Origin of the sequence: Bacillus sp. FSL K6-1005 (assembly GCF_038000225.1) — a bacterium.
Lineage (GTDB): Bacteria > Bacillota > Bacilli > Bacillales > Bacillaceae > Bacillus > Bacillus mojavensis.
The window spans coordinates 3,425,121-3,445,544 of the sequence record NZ_JBBOBP010000001.1; the positions used below are offsets into that span (position 1 = coordinate 3,425,121).

At 43.5% G+C, this 20,424-nt stretch carries 17 protein-coding genes and 2 tRNA genes; all 19 read right to left on the reverse strand.

Going from position 1 to position 20,424, the window contains the following annotated elements:
* Window positions 1-44: 44 nt before the first annotated feature.
* The 19 genes from hslO to mfd all read right to left on the reverse strand — a co-directional run bounded on the left by hslO (window position 45) and on the right by mfd (window position 20,368).
* A complete protein-coding gene (hslO, locus tag NST16_RS17705; protein WP_010332719.1) occupies window positions 45-920 on the reverse strand; it encodes a redox-regulated molecular chaperone HslO in 876 nt (291 codons plus the stop codon).
* A gap of 11 nt (window positions 921-931) precedes the next feature.
* Window positions 932-1,708, reverse strand: a complete 777-nt coding sequence (locus NST16_RS17710; protein WP_101865154.1) for a type III pantothenate kinase — start codon at window positions 1,706-1,708, stop codon at window positions 932-934.
* 187 nt (window positions 1,709-1,895) lie between these two features.
* A complete protein-coding gene (ftsH, locus tag NST16_RS17715; protein WP_010332717.1) occupies window positions 1,896-3,809 on the reverse strand; it encodes an ATP-dependent zinc metalloprotease FtsH in 1,914 nt (637 codons plus the stop codon).
* 97 nt (window positions 3,810-3,906) lie between these two features.
* Complete coding sequence (hpt, locus tag NST16_RS17720) at window positions 3,907-4,449, reverse strand: hypoxanthine phosphoribosyltransferase (RefSeq protein ID WP_010332716.1); 543 nt, start codon at window positions 4,447-4,449, stop codon at window positions 3,907-3,909.
* 2 nt (window positions 4,450-4,451) lie between these two features.
* Window positions 4,452-5,864 (reverse strand): tRNA lysidine(34) synthetase TilS, encoded by a 1,413-nt coding sequence (gene tilS / locus NST16_RS17725; RefSeq protein WP_340887773.1) that lies wholly within the window; start codon window positions 5,862-5,864, stop codon window positions 4,452-4,454.
* Between the two features lie 103 nt (window positions 5,865-5,967).
* The gene (locus tag NST16_RS17730; protein WP_340887775.1) at window positions 5,968-6,990 is read right to left on the reverse strand and encodes a protein kinase domain-containing protein; all 1,023 of its coding nucleotides are present in this window, start codon (window positions 6,988-6,990) and stop codon (window positions 5,968-5,970) included.
* Window positions 6,956-7,693, reverse strand: coding sequence for a VWA domain-containing protein (locus NST16_RS17735; RefSeq protein ID WP_010332713.1), 738 nt, complete (start codon window positions 7,691-7,693; stop codon window positions 6,956-6,958). The genes NST16_RS17730 and NST16_RS17735 overlap by 35 nt, the downstream gene beginning before the upstream one ends.
* An 84-nt stretch (window positions 7,694-7,777) precedes the next feature.
* Window positions 7,778-10,261 (reverse strand): stage II sporulation protein E, encoded by a 2,484-nt coding sequence (spoIIE, locus tag NST16_RS17740; protein ID WP_010332712.1) that lies wholly within the window; start codon window positions 10,259-10,261, stop codon window positions 7,778-7,780.
* Between the two features lie 199 nt (window positions 10,262-10,460).
* Window positions 10,461-10,532: transfer RNA gene (locus tag NST16_RS17745), tRNA-Glu, on the reverse strand.
* 9 nt (window positions 10,533-10,541) lie between these two features.
* Window positions 10,542-10,618: transfer RNA gene (locus NST16_RS17750), tRNA-Met, on the reverse strand.
* Window positions 10,619-10,785: 167 nt separating this feature from the next.
* Complete coding sequence (locus tag NST16_RS17755) at window positions 10,786-11,172, reverse strand: S1 domain-containing RNA-binding protein (RefSeq protein WP_003218379.1); 387 nt, start codon at window positions 11,170-11,172, stop codon at window positions 10,786-10,788.
* 80 nt (window positions 11,173-11,252) lie between these two features.
* Window positions 11,253-11,630 (reverse strand): cell division protein DivIC, encoded by a 378-nt coding sequence (divIC, locus tag NST16_RS17760; protein ID WP_010332711.1) that lies wholly within the window; start codon window positions 11,628-11,630, stop codon window positions 11,253-11,255.
* A 17-nt stretch (window positions 11,631-11,647) separates the two neighbouring features.
* On the reverse strand, window positions 11,648-12,283 hold the full coding sequence (yabQ, locus tag NST16_RS17765) for a spore cortex biosynthesis protein YabQ (RefSeq protein WP_010332710.1): 636 nt from the start codon (window positions 12,281-12,283) through the stop codon (window positions 11,648-11,650).
* Entirely contained in the window at window positions 12,280-12,582 is a 303-nt protein-coding gene (yabP, locus tag NST16_RS17770) for a sporulation protein YabP (RefSeq protein WP_004264638.1), read from the reverse strand. Before yabP ends, yabQ begins: the two co-directional genes overlap by 4 nt.
* 78 nt (window positions 12,583-12,660) lie before the next feature.
* Window positions 12,661-12,921: an RNA-binding S4 domain-containing protein gene (locus NST16_RS17775; protein WP_010332709.1), complete on the reverse strand. Its 261-nt coding sequence runs from the start codon at window positions 12,919-12,921 to the stop codon at window positions 12,661-12,663.
* A 1-nt stretch (window position 12,922) separates the two neighbouring features.
* The gene (gene mazG, locus NST16_RS17780; RefSeq protein WP_340887780.1) at window positions 12,923-14,392 is read right to left on the reverse strand and encodes a nucleoside triphosphate pyrophosphohydrolase; all 1,470 of its coding nucleotides are present in this window, start codon (window positions 14,390-14,392) and stop codon (window positions 12,923-12,925) included.
* Complete coding sequence (locus NST16_RS17785) at window positions 14,382-15,980, reverse strand: putative polysaccharide biosynthesis protein (protein ID WP_340887781.1); 1,599 nt, start codon at window positions 15,978-15,980, stop codon at window positions 14,382-14,384. Before NST16_RS17785 ends, mazG begins: the two co-directional genes overlap by 11 nt.
* A 181-nt stretch (window positions 15,981-16,161) precedes the next feature.
* Entirely contained in the window at window positions 16,162-16,698 is a 537-nt protein-coding gene (gene spoVT, locus NST16_RS17790) for a stage V sporulation protein T (RefSeq protein WP_010332706.1), read from the reverse strand.
* A gap of 136 nt (window positions 16,699-16,834) precedes the next feature.
* A complete protein-coding gene (gene mfd, locus NST16_RS17795) occupies window positions 16,835-20,368 on the reverse strand; it encodes a transcription-repair coupling factor (RefSeq protein WP_168746757.1) in 3,534 nt (1,177 codons plus the stop codon).
* Window positions 20,369-20,424 lie beyond the last annotated feature (56 nt).

Below are 20,424 nucleotides of genomic sequence, written 5' to 3' on the forward strand. Positions count from 1 at the left end.
ACTGTCAGCCCCTTTTCTTAAATTCAAAAAACCCGCTAAAGAGCTTAGCGGGTCGTTTGGTCTCGAAGCTCTTCCAGCTCTTCTTTTGTAAATAAGTACTTTTCATTACAAAAATGGCATACTGCTTCGGCTTGTCCATCTTCTTCTATCATATCTTGAATTTCTTTTTTGCCTAGTCCTAAAACGGCTGTTTCAAAACGCTCTTTTGAACAAGGGCAATGGAATTTAACAGGCATGTTCTCCAGAATCTCAGGCTTTTCTCCTAAGACTTCTTCCAAAATTTCTTCCGGTGTAAGCCCTTTTTGAATCAGTTTAGAAATAGGTTCTACTACAGATAGACGCTGTTCAATTTTAGTGATGGTTTCATCATCTGTTCCCGGAAGAAGCTGAAGAATAAAACCTCCTGCCGCCAAAATGGTATTGTCTGGGTTAACAAGCACGCCGACACCTACAGATGAAGGAACCTGCTCCGATGATACAAGATAGTACGTGAAATCTTCTCCCAGTTCTCCGGAAACAATTTCTACTTGTCCTGTGAAGAATTCGCGCAGGCCTAAATCTTTTACAACACTTAATGTTCCATCTGTTCCGACAGCGCGTCTGACATCCAGCTTGCCGTGTTCATTCAAGTCAAAATGAACATGCGGGTTTGAGACATATGCCCTTACTTCCCCTTTAGCATTCGCATCAGCAACAATCGCGCCGATTGGCCCGCCGCCTTCCACTTTCACTGTCAGCTTATCATCACCTTTCAACATAGAACCAAGCATGAGTGAAGCTGTCATTGTACGGCCCAGTGCAGCGGATGCTGTCGGCCATGTGTCATGCCGTCTCTGCCCTTCATTCACCATATCAGTTGTCCTTGCAGCATATGCGCGAACTTTTCCGTCATATGCCAGTGCTTTTACTAAATAATCCATTACAAAACCTCCTATACACTTCCCACGCGGTTTCGTTCATAAATCAATTCCAGCCCTTTTAGGGTTAAGAATGGGTCAACGATGTCTATACAATCTGATTCGTTTGCGATTAATGGCGCAAGGCCGCCTGTCGCAATGACTTTCGGTTCTTGCTTTGCCTGCCATTTCATTCGTTTTACGATTCCTTCCACTTGGCCGACATAGCCAAATAAAATTCCTGATTGCATCGCGCTTACAGTGCTTTTTCCGATAATATTGTCAGGACGGGCGATTTCAATACGCGGAAGCTTTGCCGCACGCGAGTACAGCGCCTCTGTCGAAATTGTAATTCCTGGCGCAATCGCTCCGCCCATATATTGTTTGTTTTCATCGATATAACAGTAAGTTGTGGCTGTACCAAAATCAACAACAATCAAAGGATTGCCGTATAAGTGGATTGCCGCAACAGCATTAACGATTCTGTCAGCTCCGACTTCTTTCGGATTGTCGTACTTTATATTTAAGCCGGTTTTCATACCAGGACCGACAATTTGCGGTTCGATATGAAAGTATTTTGTGCACATTCTCTCTAACGAAAACATGATTGGCGGCACAACTGAAGAAATGATAATGCCTTCTATTTGTTCAAACATGAGACCGGAGTGATCAAATAAAGAGCGCAGAATCATCCCAAACTCATCTTCTGTTTTATGCCTGCTTGTTTCTATACGCCAGTGATATTCTAATTCACCATCATGATATACACCAAGTACAGTATTGGTGTTCCCCACATCAATAACAAGTAACAACCTCTATCACCACTTTTGAATAGTTTCTCTATCATTACTTTTACAAACATTCTACAATACCATACACGATCGGCGGCTCATTTGTAAACAAATCGATACCATGATTGGCTGATTGAAAAGACGGCAGCAGAGGCTGATTCACATAAAAAAACTGCCAGCGTCAGCCGGCAGTTTTTATCAGAAAGCGTTACTCTTTTGTATCGTCTTTCTTTTCTTCTGTTTTTGACAGAATGTTTACTTTCACATCATCGTTCTTCTCATCATCTGAGAACTTACGCTCAGGCAATGTTCCGTGATCGACAAGGTGTTTGATTTGTTCGGCATCCAGTGTTTCAACTTCCAGAAGCGTCTGAGCAATCAATTCAAGCTTGTCACGATTTTCTGTCAGGATTGTTTTCGCACGCTCGTAACACTCTTTGATAATGCGCTGAATTTCCTGATCAATTTCGTAGGCAATTTGATCACTGTAGTTTTGTTCGTTGTTGAAATCACGGCCTAAGAATACCTGGCCACCCTGAGACTGTCCAAATTGCAGCGGTCCCAGTTTCTCTGACATACCGAATTCTGTAACCATTCGTCTTGCAATATTCGTTGCACGCTGGAAGTCATTGTGTGCTCCTGTGCTGACTTCGCCAAAGATAATTTCTTCAGCAACACGTCCGCCCAAGAGACCGACAATTTTATCAAGCAGCTCCGGCTTTGTCTGGAAGTAACGGTCTTCTCTTGGAAGCATAACGGCATAACCGCCAGCCTGACCCCGAGGAACAATCGTTACTTTATGAACCATATCAGCCTCATCTAAAACGAGTCCGATAACGGTGTGTCCGCCTTCATGATATGCCACGATATTGCGTTCTTTCTTCGAAATGACGCGGCTTTTCTTAGCTGGTCCGGCAATAACCCGGTCCGTAGCTTCATCAATGTCGCGAGCATCGATTTTTTTCTTATTTTGACGAGCCGCCACAAGAGCAGCTTCATTCAATAGGTTTTCTAAGTCAGCGCCTGAGAAACCAGGTGTTCTCATGGCAATCGATTTCAGGTTTACCGTTTCATCCAGCGGTTTGTTTCTCGCATGGACTTTCAATACAGCTTCACGTCCGATTACATCTGGGCGGTCCACTGTGATTTGACGGTCAAAACGTCCCGGACGGAGTAAGGCTGGGTCCAAGATGTCCGCACGGTTCGTTGCGGCAATGATGATAATTCCTTCATTGGCACTGAATCCGTCCATTTCAACAAGCAATTGGTTGAGCGTCTGTTCACGTTCATCGTGTCCGCCGCCGAGACCCGCTCCACGCTGGCGTCCAACTGCGTCAATCTCATCAATGAAGATCAAACAAGGCGCATTCTTTTTCGCGTTTTCGAACAAGTCACGCACACGGGAAGCACCGACACCTACAAACATTTCAACGAAATCAGATCCGCTGATGCTGAAGAATGGCACACCGGCTTCACCGGCTGATGCTCTTGCAAGAAGTGTTTTACCGGTACCCGGAGGTCCGACTAAAAGCACACCTTTAGGAATTCTTGCGCCAAGCTCGGCAAACTTGCGGGGATCTTTCAGAAATTCAACAACTTCCACGAGTTCTTGTTTCTCCTCGTCTGCCCCTGCAACGTCTTTAAATTTGACGCGTTTCTTTTCCTCTGTATATAGCTTCGCCTTACTCTTACCAAAGTTCATGACACGGCTGCCGCCGCCTTGAGCTTGATTGAGCAGGAAGAAGAACAGAATAAAGATAATGACAAATGGAATGATGGTCGTCAGGAACGTTACCCATCCGCTTGTTTCTTGAGCGGGATCAACCTTTACATCTGTCTTTTTTAAAGCATTAAAGATCTGGTCTGCTCCCTTTCCTTCAGGAACATGAGTCAAAAAGTATTGATCCTTGTCGTAATTTTTCAGCTGTCCTTTTACCTCATAAACACCTCTGACAGGCTGAACCGACACGCTATCAACTTTCCCGTCATCCAGGTTTTTGATGAACGTGCTGTACGACATATTTTCTGTTTTCGGATTTGAGGTCTGGAAGTAGCTCACAACCCCGATTACTACTAATAAAATAAGTAAATAAAAAATGGTATTACGGAAGACCCGATTCATTCCTTACCTCCTCCCACAGTAAGCACAACTATGTTCAATAGTACCATAGAAAATCATTCCAATACAACCAATAACCATCTCGGAAGCAGGCTGCCGATCAGCTTTCATAAACTGCCGGTTTTAACACTCCGATATAAGGCAGATTGCGATAGCGCTCAGCATAATCAAGTCCGTAACCCACTACAAACGCGTCTGGAACTTTAAAGCCGACGAAGTCTGCTTTAATGTCCGCTTTTCTTCCGCTTGGTTTATCCAAAAGGGTAACAATCTTAATTGATTTTGCTTTACGGTATCGGAAGAGCTCTACTAGATAACTTAAGGTTAACCCACTGTCGATAATATCTTCAATAATTAAGATGTCCCGGCCCTCTACAGATGTATCCAAATCTTTAATGATTTTTACTTCTCCAGATGAGACCGTGGAATTTCCGTAGCTTGATACATCCATGAAATCCATTTCCAAATATGTATCAATGTGTTTCAGAAGATCCGCCATAAAAGGAAGAGCTCCTTTTAATACACCAATTGCCAACGGAAATTTATCTTGATACTCGCTTGTTAAGTCTGCACCTAACTCTTTTACTTTCTCTTGTATCTCTTCCTCTGAGATCAGAACTGTTTCAATATCATGTTTCATCATGATTATGCTTGCCCCCTACACTTTTCATGCTGTCTATATTGTAATACAATGCGGTCACTGTTTGGAATCACAAGATCTTCAAAAATGGATTTTTTCAAGCCCGGTATCCAGATAATTTCACCGCTTGCATCCGTCACAACCGGCCAGTTGTCTCTTTCTTGCAGAGGCAGTTTTTTATCAATAAATATATCCTTTACCTTTTTCGAGCCGTTCATCCCTTTTAGTTTTATCCGATCGCCGGCTTTTCTTGTCCGGATCGTTAAGGGAAATCTCACCTTATCTTGACTTGTAATAAAAACTGAATTCCCGTGTCCTTCAAGAGATTCAGCGTTACGCTTTGCCTCTATCAGAAATCCGTTTGGAAGCAATGCCGTCTCATCGGCAGCTCCGCTTATTTGATATTCAAAGGGAACATTTTTGCACTGCCATTGTTCAAATGTAAACAAACATGTCTGATATGATTTGACCACCTTCAGTCCTTTCGGAAAGTCCAGTACTCCTGAAGGACCGCCCTTATCCGCCCAATTCAAGAACTGCTGAATATGATGAGCTGAAAAGGATGATGGAACGTTTTCATAAAGATAGTTTAATATTAGTTGAACTCCTCTTCTTTGTAAAGGCATCGGGAGGGCAAGCAATTGAGAGGAATTGATTTCAACTGATATTTTAGACTGGCTTGTGATTACTTTATTCATTTCTTCTTTCGTTAATGACTGTAAGAATTGCTCATCTTCAGTCAGTGCTTCGCTTACTTTCTGAAACCTTTTATGCACATCCGGTGATTCTTGTTTCAAAAAAGGGAGCACTGCTTTTCTGAATCTGTTTCTAGTGTAATCATCTTTGGCGTTGCTTTCGTCCGTCCGGTAGCTCAAAGCGTTTTCATGGCAATAATGAAGGATCTCTTCTTTTGTAATGGCTAGAAATGGTCTGATAATCCGTCCCGTTTCAAACCGCCTTACCGGCTGCATGCCGGCTAGTCCAGCTCCGAGTGTGCCTTTGGCCAGTCTCATAAGCATTGTTTCAACCTGATCATCTCCATGATGAGCAAGTGCAAGATAATCCGCTTGATGCTTGGACATCACTTCCTTTAAAAACTGATATCGGCAATCACGGGCAGCTGCCTGCTTATTGAGACCGTTTTTCTCAGCATACGCAGTTACATTGATTTGAGCCGTTTCACATTTGATCTGTTCAGCCTCACAATACGCTTGGACAAAACGCATGTCTTCCTCAGATTGCGCCCCTCTGAACCGGTGGTCAACGTGAGCTGCAACCACATTGGCTGAACGGCCGTATAACGCATGAAGCACGTGAAGGAGAGCCATCGAATCCGGACCGCCGGAAACGCCTACAATAATTGTCGCCCCTTTTAACGTAAGATTGTGTTTGATAAAAAAATCTTTGACACTGTTCACAATGTCCTCCTCACAATGAGCAGGTATTTTAAAGATATTCATATCCTATCACTTTCAATCCTTCCAAGCAAAGAAGAAGCATGGGTATTGCAGATTGCGGCTATCAAATAAGGAAAAAGATAATGTAAGCGAAATAAAGCGCCAAAACACTGATTACGATAAGAGCCGTTTCGAATAACCCTCCGGACTTCGAGCCTTTCTTTTTAGGTGCATATCTCGTCTGTGTAACTTTTCCCTGACGCATGTTTTGCTGTCTTTGTCTTGAGATAGATTGCGTCGGAGTTGGGTTTTTTCCAGCTTGTTTTCTTTGCACTGCCTTTTGCCCTGCTGCGAGCATCTCTCTTTTCATTTCGTCAGCGGAATCATAATGGCCATTTAGAGCAGCACCAAGCACTTTTTTATACTTTCGCAGCACCGGACTGCCTTCGATTAAAGATTGCAGCTGTTCCTTTGGCTGGCTTGTTTTTTTGAATTCCTTTTTATGTACGCAGTTGATCATAATCATAGCAACCGCAAACAAGTCGTAAGAGGGCTCTGCTTTTCTTGTCCCATACCCCCAATATCCTCTGTCGTAAAACTCGGTATACTCTTTTATTGCCCGGCCCTCCTTGGTTGTTCCGCCTACATCTATGCAGCGGATTCTTGCCGGCGGGCCAGTGACAATCAGATTATCCGGCTTAAGGTCGCCGAATATCCATCCTTGCTGATGAAGCACGGATAAGCTGCTTAACAGCTGAATCATCAAAACCGGAATCCATTCTGCTCCTTTGTCACTGACGAATTGTAAAAGCAACGGGCCTTTTATGTATTCCATTGCATAAAACGAAACCTTTGTATTAGCGCTGGGAATAAAGGCATCATCAGTGTCAAAAAAAGAAGGCCCCATCGTTACGGACTGGGCCTTTGAAAAAGATTTTAAGACATTCACTTCAGAAGTAATAGACAGGCTGTCATCACTTACCTTTAAGGCAACATGTCCATCTGATGCTTCTGCCAAATACACAATTCCATTGGCCCCTTTTCCAAGCTGTTTACGCAATGTGTAAGTATTTCCATTCCACTTGCCTTTCACTCTCGTTCCCGGCTTGAGGCTACATGCCAAACTCGTCAAAGTGTCGTTCATCATCTGCCAGCATGCTCCTTCTTGAGCGGATTTTTTCGAATTGCTGTGTTGCTTCACGAATCGCCGGACCTGTCGGCGTGATGCCGCCTGTCGATAGCTTCGCAAAGAGTGTGGAAAGAGATTGCAGCTTCGGTGTCCAATTTAGCACAAGCTCGACCTCTTGTTTTTTCCCGGGAAATATACACATCGCAAATTCGTTATTCCCTATTCGGGAGTTAAGACTCACGGACAAGTCAATCAGTGCTTCTTTCACTGTAGGGAGCTTTGGCGCCATACTAGCGCTTGTATCAACGAGAACCAAAACCTGAAGGTGCACCGTTTCTCCCAGTTCATCTACCACTTCCATGACTTCGCCGCGTTTTTCCGGAGAAAGCTCCTCCATTTCCACATTCTTTCCCAGGATTTGCTTCAGTTCTTGATTCACCACCCCTTGCAGGGTTTGCGTCATTGCTTTTTTTGTTACCATCTGAACCGTTTGCGAAAGCTGTGACGCGTAGACGACCTGATGCACGCCGCCTCCAGCAAGCGCAATCCCTTCGACTTCTTTCATAGCCTCTTGGTCAATTTTGTTTTCTTCCATTATACCTATGACATTTACTGTAATCCCTTGCTCTTTAGCAAAAGCAGCCATAGCAAGCGGGTCTTCACCGTGATTTGAGCAGCCATCCGTTATCAGCAGAATTTGATTCAAACGTCCGTTGTTCACATTCATTCCTCCTGGAGAATACGATGATTCTCAGATTCATATAGTTCCATCATCGCCAGAAGAAAATTGATTTATACGGAAGCGTTATGAAATTTCTTGTTTGCTTTGAAAGATGGCCGGAACTGGAATAGACGCCCACTTTGGTGTATTGTGATCAATTCGGACGACAACAACTGTCATATCATCATCAATTTGGCCTGACCTTGTACGAATCACTTCCTCCATAAGTAAGTCAGCAATTTCCTGCGGATCATCCGTTTTTAACCCTTTCATTTTGCGCTTCATCCATAAATCATGATTTTCCACATGTTTAGGGCCTTCGAAAATACCGTCACTCATCATGATCAGGAGGTCTCCCGCCTTCAGCTGTTCACTCACAACCTCAACATCGAACTCGTTAATAATGCCGATTGGCAGATTGCTCGCTTGGACTTTCATCACCTGCTCACCCCGTTTGATAAAGCTCGGTGTTGATCCAACCTTTAAAAACTTACAGCTCGCATCCTGCAGATCGATAATAGAAAGATCGAGCGTGGAATATATCTCATCCGTTGTCCGCAGAGACAGTATGCTGTTGATTGTTTTGATTGCTATTTTTTCATCTATTCCTGATTCAAGGATCTTTTCAAGAAGTTTAATCGTTTCATTGCTTTCAAAGTGAGCCCTCGCGCCATTGCCCATCCCGTCACTGATAGCAGCTGCATATTTTCTTGCGCCCAGCTCCATCATGCTGTAGCTGTCGCCGGAGACAAGGCCGCCGCCCTTCGCTGCATGAGCCGCACCGGTAGACACTCTGTACGATTTGGTTGAGCCAAACGCGACATGGCTGTATCCATTTGGATGAGGAGAATGCTGCTCGGCTTTCACGAGAACCTGCTCTTCCAAAATGTCAGAAAGCATAGGCGCTATGATTTTTTCACTTTCTCCATGTCCGCTGAATGGGATTGTCATTTCGATATCAATGTTCCCCTGTTCAAGGCTGTAAATCTCCACCTGCTGAATCTCTATTCCAAAATGCTGAAGCGCATCAATAATTTGTTCTTCTTGGATAAAGTGCTGCTCCCTCTCCCTTTTTATTTCCCGAGAAAAGTCTGCCATGACCTCTGAAACACCTAAAAGCTGTTCAGCCACAAGCCGCCTGCTGTCCTGCACTTTCTTCTTAAGGGTTAAATGCGCATGATGATAGGCAAGTTCATCCTCTATCAGCTCTTCAACCTGACGCGATTTAGAGCAATACTGGTGAAACTCTTTTTTCAGCCTTCGGTTTGAAGCATACTGTTTTTCCTCTGTTTCAAGCATAACTTGTTTCATTAAATCATATGTTTTATCAAAGTTCTGAACCCAGCACCTGTTTTTCTTGTAGCACGTTTGACAGGAATGCTCTGTAATTTTGCTTAAAAACAGATCGACCTCGCTGTCATCTGTTTGTTCGTCAGACGCTTGATAAAAGGTTGCAAAGCTTTCTGACAATGCATGAAATACATTGGAGAACTGGTCCACCTTTTGAGCAGTGACATCTCTGATTTTTCTCGCGTATTGCTGCTGCTCCTGAAGATGTTCCACAGTGCCCGGAATATATCTCGCCACTTTTCTTGTAATGGACTGAGGCGTAAGCAGGAACAGGCCGACCGCTATTAATGACTCATAGAGCGTTGTCATCAGACCGGCAGAGCCTTCTCCATATAAAGAAATAAGAAGCGATCCGATAATCAGCCCGATTGCCGCACCTGCTTTTTTTCCTTCTTTCAGCAAACCGCCTAATAAGCCCGAAAAAGCGAGCAGACTCATTTGATAGAGATTTCCGATATTGGCCAAGCCGAGAATCAGGCCTGTTACGACACCCACTGTACAGCCGATGCTTGCACCGCCGATGAAGGAAAAGCTTAATACAACATAACGGGCCAGTATATGTTCTGCCTGCATCCCTTGATAGGACAAGCCTGCTAGTCCAGTCAGCACCGAAGCAATCAAAATCATAAAGCAAATGATTTCTTCTATTTTTAAGGATTGTTTTACTTTCTTCACTGTAAAAATCGGAAGGCTCTGGAGGAAAATCAGCGTTAAAATAAAGGAAAGCCCCGCTTCTACAACAGCCATCACATAATCATAGGTTGTAAACGCGCCATTCTGGGCGTAAACAAACCCGAATCTTGCCGCCGCCATGGAGAAGAACACGACAATCGGAAGTGCTTTCACACGATCATCTGTGATAAAGGATGCTACTTTAGAAAACACGAAGAATGCAAGCAACGCCGCTAATATCAGTAATGAGTGCTTTGGAGAAATTGTCATTGCACCTGCAAGCACAGCCAGCACTGCATACAGCGCCTTGTCTCTTCTGATCAGAAGCATTGCCCCAAAGAAAGGAAGGGCGAAAGGAAGGACCTCGGATAATATGAAAGCTCGTCCAAGCAAAAATCCGATGACGACATAAATGAATCCTTTATAGAAAAACAGTGAATGCAAATGATGAGTCACCAGCTTCGCTCCCCTGTTAAAAAACGATTGGAGTTTTTCAAAAGCTTGTCCCGCCATTGGCCCGTTCACTCTTCTTTCTGCTTTTTCCATTTCTCTCATCTCCCACCTGTTATATTCGTTGCCTGTCATTATAGCGAAAGCACAGATAGGATTTTGTCAAAAGAAGGTAAGTATACCAAAGAAGTCTTCGACGGTTTCTGCCCTGAAATTCGTTTATGCGGAGAATTTCCAGAAAGATGTCTAAAAATGAAAAAAATCGGCTTCTGTAACAGAAACCGATTTTTCAGTATGACCCGTACGGGATTCGAACCCGTGTTACCGCCGTGAAAGGGCGGTGTCTTAACCGCTTGACCAACGGGCCTAACAAATATGGTAGCGGCGGAGGGGATCGAACCCCCGACCTCACGGGTATGAACCGTACGCTCTAGCCAGCTGAGCTACACCGCCATAATGTTTGGTGCTTCTAAGCACAAGTTATATAATACAAAGGTTTGTCCTTTTCGTCAACAGAAACTTTAATGTTATAATTTTCTGACTCTTACCTTGAAAGAGCATATAAAAAAAGCACCCGTTGGGAAGAACGGATGCTTCATTTATTTATAGAAAGCAGCAAGTTATCCTCTTCTTGCTCCGCGCCCTCCACGTTTTGATTCCGTATTGCGTTTTAAAGATGACAAGCGATCTTCGCTATCTTTTAAAAACTTGTTCATTTTCTGTTCAAAAGATTCTTTCGGACGGAAATCATTTCTAGGTCTGGCTTGCGGACGGTCTTTAGCTTTTTTAATAGATAAACCAATTTTCCCGTCTTTTTCAACGTTGATGACTTTCACTTCAACTTGGTCGCCGACTTTTAAGTGATCATTAATGTCTTTAACATAATTATCGGCTACCTCACTGATATGAACGAGACCGGTTGAGCCTCCAGGCAATTCAACAAATGCTCCAAAATTTGTAATACCTGTAATTTTCCCTTGCAACTTGCTGCCCACTTCAATCGACATAAAAAAAGTGCTCCTCCTTAGGCTTATAAAAAGATCGTTTGCTTAATTATACCTAAATAAAAATTTAAGTGTCAACAAGGCTACTTGTTCTTCTTCTCCACATTAAAGATTATTTCACCGTCTCCAGACATGAATAAGTCCCTTCTGGCAAGCTCTGTGACGTAATCTTCATCTTTTAATTTGGATATTTCTTCTTTTAAATCTGTTTGCTTTGTCTTTAAATTCTTCAGTTCTTTTTCAAGCTGTTCTTTCTTTTCTTCTTTTGCGCTAAGGGAAGATGTTTGGCTCCATACTGAGCTTGCCAGTACAATTGCCGTCAGAAATACGAGGGCGCCGAATACAGTCAACCGTCTGTACAGCCCTTTTCTTCTTCTTTTCTTCAGCTGATTTTGCCGCTCTACTTTTTCTTTATAGTCGTTTTGTATTTCAGTTATCGTTCGTTCCCTGGAAAAATTCAAATCAGACGGTCCTCCTTTCATCTCTTCAAAAAACGTGTAATGGTCGTTCTTATGGTTACCAATAGTTTCTTCTTCTTTTTTAGAAATCCTGCACCTTTTTGAAAATATCGTCTGAAAGTTAGACGCAGTTTTTCAGGAAGAAGTTTCATACATTGTTTAACGATAAAGCGGATCGGAAAACACAGAACCATGACTATTTTATAAAGACATAACAAGAGAAACACGATCAGGCGGTATGTTCTCTGAAAGAGAAACGTGACCAGCCAAATGATGACTCCGCATGTCCACACAATAGGACGAAATAACACGTGCTGAATGAGCTTTTTAAAGAATTGATAAACAGAAACAACAAGATAAATGACGAATTTCAGTATTTTTATATAGATTCGTTTGCAAAGGCTTTGATACGTCGCAACGCCCAGCAGAACCGCCAAAAAAATGTACAGCCTGAATTCTCCCTCATTTACATGAAGCAAGACATAAAAGAAGAGCAGCCCTTGCACAATCCAGAAAAGAATATCATGAATAAATAAAAGCCATCTGGCTGTTCTGGCACGAATAACAAAGAGCCTGTACGTATCAAGCGACGCGCCAAGCCAGAGGCCCATACCGGACATCGCCAGCATTGTATAGAATTGTGTCGTCAGCGTCATTTAAACAACTTGCTAAAAAACCCTTTAGCTTTATCCCCTTGTTGCTCGTCTAAATACACTAAATCAAATACCCTGCCTTTGATCGAAACAATCCCTTTTTCTACATCTAGATTTTTCATTTGAAGGTTTTCGCCTCTGACTGAGAGCATTCCCATCACTGTTTCCAGCAGGAATTCTTCGTTATCAAAGCTTTCAACATGCTTAACCCCAGAAATATCTAAATGTTTCCGGCCTTTCATTGTCACATCATGCTGTTCCGGAACAGACGAAGAACCTTTTTGCTCATAATATGAATTCATCTATTCAGCCCCCATATCCTCGATACTTTTAGCATTATTACTGCATTGTATGAGGCGGGGGATTCTTTTAGAACAAGCCTATTCGCCGAGTTTTTCTTCCTTTAGCACTGTATACATGTTTGCGGCTTCTTCTTTTTTCGTTGTGTCTTTAAGCTCATTTATTTGAACCGTTACAAGCTTTTGGCCGAAGCGGACCGTTAATTCATCTCCAGGTTTTACGTCTGAACTTGCTTTAGCCTGATTTCCGTTAATGGAGATTCTGCCTTGATCAGCTACTTCCTTCGCTAGTGTACGTCGTTTAATCAGCCGTGATACTTTTAAAAATTTATCTAATCTCATTTTATGATCCCCTCTCAGTTTCTTTTGCTTCATTCCACAGGTTGTCCATGTCCTCAAGAGACATATTAGCCAGCTCGATTCCCTTTTCCTTCGCTGTTTGCTCAATATAAGAGAAACGTCTCCTGAATTTATCGTTCGTCATCGCCAATGCTTCCTCCGGTTCTATCTTGTAGAAGCGGGCTACATTCACCAAGGCGAAGAGAACATCGCCAAATTCAGCCTTGAGATTGTGTTCATGAGGGTCTTCAGTAGCCTCTGAAGAAAATTCCTTTATCTCCTCATTCACCTTTTCCCACATATCACTCACATCTTCCCAGTCAAAACCGACTTTTGCCGCTTTTTTCTGCAATTTAGCGGCTTTAGAAAGCGCAGGAAGGGTTTTCGGGACGGTGTCTAACAAGGATGCATCAGATGTATGTTTTTCGGCTTTTTTAATATCTTCCCAATTTGCTAAAACATCGTTTTCATCCTGAACCTTAACATCTTTAAACACATGGGGATGTCTTCGGACCATTTTTTCACTGATCCCTTTAATTACATCATCTATTGTGAAATAACCATCATCTTCACCAATTTGCGCGTGAAGCAGGACCTGAAGCAAAACGTCGCCAAGCTCTTCGATCATATGGTCTGTGTCTTCTTCGTCAATTGCTTCGAGAAGTTCATAACACTCTTCAATCATGTATTGTTTTAATGACTGATGCGTCTGCTTTTTATCCCACGGACAGCCGTTGGGCCCGCGAAGCTCTCTAATGATGCGCCGAAACGCGGAGAACTCCTGGTACAGCAGCTTCTCTTCTTTAATCGGCGGAATATACACACTTGTTAAGTTATTCATGGCGACATTGCGGTCCAGTTCAAATAAGGGCACTCTCCGAATATCCTCATCACGGCTTCCGGCTGCTGTTACAATCACAACTTCATAATCATCCGGCAGCTTCTCCATTAATGTCAGCTTCACTTCGGATGCAGTTATTTGATCGTATACCTGACAAATGATCAGGTGATGTCTGAGCTCAAGCTCATCCGCGCTCAATGTCCCGGCATCCACAAATTGAAAGCCTTCAATGGGATCAATTTGCAAGGCATTAAAAGTGGCATCAAGAAAGCTTTGTCCTCCCGCGACTTTCACCTGAATGTTTTTTTCTTCCTGCCGCTCCGTCAGCAGCTGTACTGTTTTTTCTGCTACAAATGGATGCCCCGGAACAGCATAAACAACGTCCTGATGCTTCGCTTCTTCAAAGAGAATATCAGTAATTTCCTCGTATACCGCATCAAACTGGTCGTATTTCTCATATATATCATCAAAATAACGAATGTTCTGCGTTTCGCTTTCTAGCTCTTGAATTAAAGGATGGTCTTTGGTTCTGACAAACAGCGTGTCCGCCTTTGTCAGCAGCTTATGTATGCCAATTGTCAACTGGTCCATGTCTCCGGCGCCAAGCCCGACGACTGTAATATTACCTGCCATTTTGTTCTCTCCTTCTGGTGAGTTTGCTTAACTTGCTGCCAAAAGGCACACTGTTAAGCTCTTCATTCGTAAATATTCCCAACTTCATCATACAATAAATAAACACCGCGCCTCCAATGGCGACAGCCGAAACACTTTCAACTGCCGCATATCCTCTTCCTTCCGCATCAAACAGAAAAGACCAAAGGCGTAAATAAGCAAGCAAGACAGCCGACATTAATATAGCGGATCCAATAATTGGAAGCATAGTGCTCTTTAGCTTGTCCATCCATTCTTTTTGCCGCAAGCGATAGAGATTGAGGCCTGCGACAGTTGCAAAAGAAGCCGCTGTTGCAAATGCCGCCCCTTCAATTCCATAGTGCGGAACCAAAAAGGTATTTAACACCCATTTCACAGCCACACCTGCGCCTACTGCTATTGCAGGGAACACCGTGTTTCCCGCTCCCTGTAAGACAGCGGCAGCCGTGACCGCCAAAGACGCAAACAAAATGGAGCAGCTAAATATCTGCAACGCAGCTGTTCCTTCGCCATTTTGAAACAGCATAATGTTGACCGGCTTGAGGATGCAGATGAGGCCAGCAGACGCCGCAACGCCAATCGCAAGACACAGCTTTAAGGAAGACGTCACTTTTTGTTTCATCACCTGCACCTGATTCTCCTTTACCGCCTTTGAAATCAACGGGACGAGTGAGGTCCCGATGCTCATTGCGAAAACAGAACCGAGCTGCAACAAAGGCTGCCCCCGGTCATAAATTCCTTTCAGCCGCTTTGCCTCTTCACTCACCTCACCGCCAGACAGCAAAGAATATAAATTCAGTGCATCGACAAGCTGGATAAACAAAAGCAGCAGGCTGCTTACACAGATCGTTACTGAATATAAAAGCAGTTTCTTAATTAATTGATTTGTTGTAATGTAATTTTCTTTTTCTATTTCCGCTTTTTCAGGCTTTTTCGTTTTGAACCAAAAAAAGACGAGGATGATAAGTGCAATCAAACTCCCGGCAAGAGAACCAGAAGCAGCTGCCGCTCCCGCAGCATAAAGCGAGGCACCTTTTTTGATGAGCCAAAAAGATAACCCTAAGAGCACCGCCACCCGCAGAAACTGTTCCATAATTTGCGATAAAGCGGATGGGAGCATATTGTGCCTCCCTTGAAAAACGCCCCTGAGCAGCGCGACAAATGGAAACAGAAGAAACGCATATGCAGTTACTTGAATTAACTGGGCGAGATGCGAGTCACCCATAAACAGAGCGATCGGAACAGCTCCCATATATAAACACAGAAATAAAAAAACACCTATTACCGATAAAACCAGCGCTGAAATTTTCATTATGGTGTTATGGTTTTTTTCACTATAATCATTCATCAGTTTAGAAATAATCACCGGAAATCCTGATGTTGAAAGCATGACGGCAATACCAAGAAAAGGGTATACCTGCTGATATATATAAAATCCAACATCGCCGACAATGTTTTGAAATGGGACTCTGTAAACGGCGCTTAATATTTTTGAAATAACGCCTGCCAGAATTAAAACAAAAGCCCCCTGCCACATCCAATGCCGTTTGACGCGTATTGAATCATCCATCCAAAAGCTCCTTCCCAACGTCAGGGGCAATGCAAAGTTTGCAATGACCTTGGTACACATAAAAACGTGGTTATTATACCATATCCCAACCCTTGGAATCCTTTTTCGGCCTGCACAAAAAAGAACAGCATCCCAAGGAGAGCTGTTCTTTCTATACCTATTTTGATAATTGTAATAAGACCTACTGTTCCATTTGACGAGCCAAAAACCCAGCTGCTGTTTCAACGGCTTTATGCTCAACTTCGCCCATCGTCTGATCCTTTGAAAAAATCACGACAGCACCTATCGGGTCGCCATTCGCGACAATCGGGCCGACAGTATACGAACTCATATCTTCATCTATGCCATTTACAAGCTGCACGGATTTTGTATCACTCTCAAGCACAGAACTTCTCTGATCCATTGTTCTTTCCAGCATTTCGCTGATCGGCTTGTTTAAGTAGTCTTTTTTGGAACTTCCGGAGACGGCAATGTAGACATCTCGGTCACAGATAAGCACTGAATGGCCAAGACTGTCATAAAGCGCGTCTGCATACTCCTTTGCAAAGTCTCCAAGCTCACTTATCGGAGAGTATTTTTTCAAAATGACTTCTCCGTCACGATCTACAAAAATCTCAAGCGGATCTCCTTCCCTGATCCTCAGCGTTCTGCGAATTTCTTTAGGAATCACGACCCGTCCTAAGTCATCAATACGACGTACGATACCGGTTGCTTTCATCTCTGGTGCCTCTCTTTCATTTGATGGTATATACAATGTGGGAAAGACCTAAAGCAGTTACTTTATGTACCTTCCGCCTCGCTTGAAATTAGTATCCGTCACATCAAATGTAATATACACCAGAGAGTAACAAAATTTACGTTGATGAAATGGTTTGTTTTTTCACATCTTTAAGGCCCTTCAGCATGCCCAGCACGGTTTCGAGCCACTCATCCGTACTCTTGCCTTTCGTTTGAACGGAAATTTTGAGCTTTTTCCCTTCCATTCCCAGTCCGATTTGTCTGCCGTATTTGTTGCCAAGCTCAAACAGTTTCTGGCCGTCAATATCAGCACTAGCCTCTTCAGAAATGGTCATCCTGACTGCATCTTTATCTTGCTTAATCAATTCGACCCGTTCATTTCTCGCATAGACCTTCATTTCTGCTACGGTAAACAAGTATTCAACTTCTTTTGGATAATTCCCAAATCTGTCAATCATCTCATCTTGGAGTTCATTTTTTTCGTCAATTGCAGCCACAGATCTGAAGCGTTTATACATATCAATTTTCTGTTTGCCGTCTTGAATGTAGGTTTCAGGAATGTACGCATCAAGCTCAAGATCAATTTCTGTTTCAAATTGCTCCGTTTTCGCTGTATCGCCTTTCCGCTCTTCAATGGCCTCCTTCAGCATTTGCGAGTAGAGGTCAAATCCGACCGAATCGATAAAGCCGTGCTGCTGAGCGCCAAGAAGGTTTCCGGCTCCGCGAATCGTTAAGTCACGCATGGCGATTTTAAAACCAGATCCCAGTTCCGTAAATTCTTTAATTGCCTGCAGCCTTTTTTCAGCTACTTCAGTAAGCACTTTATCCCTGCGATACGTGAAATACGCATACGCTACACGGTTAGAACGGCCGACACGTCCCCGCAGCTGATAAAGCTGAGAAAGACCCATCTTGTCGGCGTCAAACACGATGAGCGTATTCACGTTTGGAATATCTACACCCGTTTCAATAATTGTTGTGCTGACGAGAACGTCTGATTCCCCTTCTAGGAAGCTCAGCATGACAGCTTCTAATTCATTTTCTGTCATTTTTCCGTGTGCATACGCAACCTTCGCATCAGGGACAAGCATTGAAATCTCATCTGCTTTCCGTTCGATATCCTCTACCCTGTTGTATAAGAAATAGACTTGGCCTCCGCGCGCAAGCTCGCGCTCAATTGCCTCTCTGACAAGGGCACCATTGTATTCCACAACATACGTCTGTACAGGGAAGCGGTTTTCCGGCGGAGTCTCGATCACCGAGAGATCCCTTACGCCAAGCATAGACATATGCAGCGTACGGGGAATCGGCGTCGCTGTTAATGTTAATACATCCACATTGGCTTTTATCTGTTTGATCTTTTCTTTATGGGTGACCCCAAAACGCTGCTCCTCATCAATGATGAGCAGCCCTAAGTCTTTATAAACAACATCTTTTGATAACAATCGGTGCGTCCCGATGACGATATCAACTGTTCCGTTTTTCAATCCTTTAATCGTTTCGTTTGCTTCTTTTCTTGTTCTGAATCGGCTAAGCAGGCCGATATTCATCGGGTAGTCCTGAAAGCGCTCTGTAATGGTCTCATAGTGCTGCTGAGCCAAAATGGTTGTCGGGACAAGCAGTGCGACCTGTTTTCCATCAGCAATTGCCTTAAACGCCGCACGGATGGCAACCTCTGTTTTACCGTAACCTACGTCTCCGCAAAGCAGGCGATCCATCGGCCGCTCTCTTTCCATGTCTTTTTTGATTTCGTGAATAGAGCGGAGCTGATCTTCCGTCTCTTGATAAGGAAACGCCGATTCAAATTCACGCTGCATTTCATGATCAGGAGAAAACGCGTAGCCCTTGCTCGCTTCCCTTTCGGCATACAATTTAATTAAATCATCAGCGATGTCTTGAACCGATGTTTCTACTTTTTTCTTAACCCGCTTCCATTCGCTGCCGCCTAATTTATACAGCTTCGGTTCTTTTCCTTCAGAGCCGACATACTTCTGTACCTGGTCAATTTGTTCAACCGGCACATAAAGCTTGTCGCTTCCCTGATAGTGAATGTTCAAATAGTCTTTGTGAATTCCATTGATTTCAAGGGTTTCGATCCCTAAATACTTTCCGATCCCGTGATTAATATGAACGACATAATCACCGATTTGAAGCTCAGAATAGCTTTTGATGCGCTCTGCATTCGTAAGCTTCTGTTTTCGAGGCTTCTTTTTCACGCGGTTTTTAAATAATTCCTCTTCAGTAATGACAGCAAGCTTCATTAACGGCAGCTCAAATCCTGATTGAAGCTCGCCCTCCATGATATAAACCTGTCCCTGAACAAGCGCTTTTTTGCTGTCCGTCACGGCAGCTTCGATTTCATAATCAGCCAGAACAGATGATAATTTTTGTGTACGTTCCTTGTTTGCTCCTAAGAATACAACGGTGAAATTTGATTTTTTAAAGCGCTCCATTTCACCCGAAAGCACGTTCATTTGGCCATGAAAACTCTGCATTTGTCTGCTTGACACATTGACGATATTTTGCGGACTCGTATGCTGTACGTGCCGCAAAAACAAAGAATAGTACAGCAGAGGCCGTTTTTGCTCAGCCACTATTTTTTGGAAGCTGAATGACAAACTGATGTCATGCAAAATCTTCCCTTCCTCGAGAAGGTTTGTTATGAACTCCGCTTCTTCTTTCTGCAGCTGATCTTCCATCTCATGAATCCGGCTGACCTCATCCAAAATCAGAAGTGTGTTATCAGGTGTATAATCTAGTAAACTAGCGGGCTTTTCATAGAAATATGAGAGATACTTCACCAGTTCTTGATCTGTCTGGCCTTCAGATAAACGCTCTTTATCATGAGAAATATTCATATGCAGGATTTCTTTTTGCTTGTCGAGCTTTAATTTTTTCAAGCTATCGGCAAGACCTTTATCCATCTTCTCTATTGCACGTGCTTTTTCTTCAGCTCTGATAATCAGTTCCTTTGCCGGACCGATACGGATAGAGGTCAAGGTCTCAATTGACCGCTGATCATCGGAGTTAAAGCTGCGGATGGAATCAACCTCGGTGTCGAATAATTCGATTCTGACCGGATGCTCAGAGGTCAGCGGATAAATGTCGATAATTCCGCCGCGAATACTGAATTCACCGGGTGCAGAAACCATATCAGACCGCTCGTATCCCACCTCTACCAGTCGGGATGCCAGCTGATCCGGTTCGATATCATGACCCACCTGAATGAGCATTTGGCTGTTTTTCCACACCTCTACCGGCGGCAGCATTCTTCTGACAGCCGCCACCGGAGCAACAACTATAGGCGTTTCTCCGTTTGTTAATCTATTAATGACATCTAAGCGCTGCGCCCGCAGTTCAGGGCTAGCCACCGCGATTTCTGATGATATGAGTTCATTGACGGGGTACAGAAGGACAGACCGATCCTCAAGAAGTGAAGTCAGATCATCCGTTACTTTTTGAGCTTGGTATAAATTATGGGTGATTAGAAAGATAGGCTTATTCGTTTCATTAGCCAGAGCAGAAGTAAAAACAGAACGCGCGGAACCTGAAAGACCCGCGAGCAGCTGCTCCTTCAGCCCCTCGTTTAAACCGTTGACGATGGATTTGAAGTCATCGCTTTCTTTAATAAAGGTTTGAATGTTGTCCATATGGCCCCTCCTCTCTGTTTTCTGTAAGAACAGAAAAACGCTTTGGTCTAGTGTCT

Excerpts from the sequence above, each read along its gene's own strand:
- mazG (WP_340887780.1), bottom strand. The coding sequence starts at position 14,392 with ATGGCAGGTAATATTACAGTCGTCGGGCTTGGCGCCGGAGACATGGAC.
- mfd (WP_168746757.1), bottom strand. The coding sequence starts at position 20,368 with ATGGACAACATTCAAACCTTTATTAAAGAAAGCGATGACTTCAAATCC.
- spoIIE (WP_010332712.1), bottom strand. The coding sequence starts at position 10,261 with ATGGAAAAAGCAGAAAGAAGAGTGAACGGGCCAATGGCGGGACAAGCT.
- ftsH (WP_010332717.1), bottom strand. The coding sequence starts at position 3,809 with ATGAATCGGGTCTTCCGTAATACCATTTTTTATTTACTTATTTTATTA.
- yabQ (WP_010332710.1), bottom strand. The coding sequence starts at position 12,283 with ATGACGCTGACGACACAATTCTATACAATGCTGGCGATGTCCGGTATG.
- NST16_RS17730 (WP_340887775.1), bottom strand. The coding sequence starts at position 6,990 with ATGATGAACGACACTTTGACGAGTTTGGCATGTAGCCTCAAGCCGGGA.
- NST16_RS17785 (WP_340887781.1), bottom strand. The coding sequence starts at position 15,980 with ATGGATGATTCAATACGCGTCAAACGGCATTGGATGTGGCAGGGGGCT.
- hslO (WP_010332719.1), bottom strand. The coding sequence starts at position 920 with ATGGATTATTTAGTAAAAGCACTGGCATATGACGGAAAAGTTCGCGCA.
- NST16_RS17775 (WP_010332709.1), bottom strand. The coding sequence starts at position 12,921 with ATGAGATTAGATAAATTTTTAAAAGTATCACGGCTGATTAAACGACGT.
- hpt (WP_010332716.1), bottom strand. The coding sequence starts at position 4,449 with ATGATGAAACATGATATTGAAACAGTTCTGATCTCAGAGGAAGAGATA.
- yabP (WP_004264638.1), bottom strand. The coding sequence starts at position 12,582 with ATGAATTCATATTATGAGCAAAAAGGTTCTTCGTCTGTTCCGGAACAG.
- NST16_RS17755 (WP_003218379.1), bottom strand. The coding sequence starts at position 11,172 with ATGTCGATTGAAGTGGGCAGCAAGTTGCAAGGGAAAATTACAGGTATT.
- spoVT (WP_010332706.1), bottom strand. The coding sequence starts at position 16,698 with ATGAAAGCAACCGGTATCGTACGTCGTATTGATGACTTAGGACGGGTC.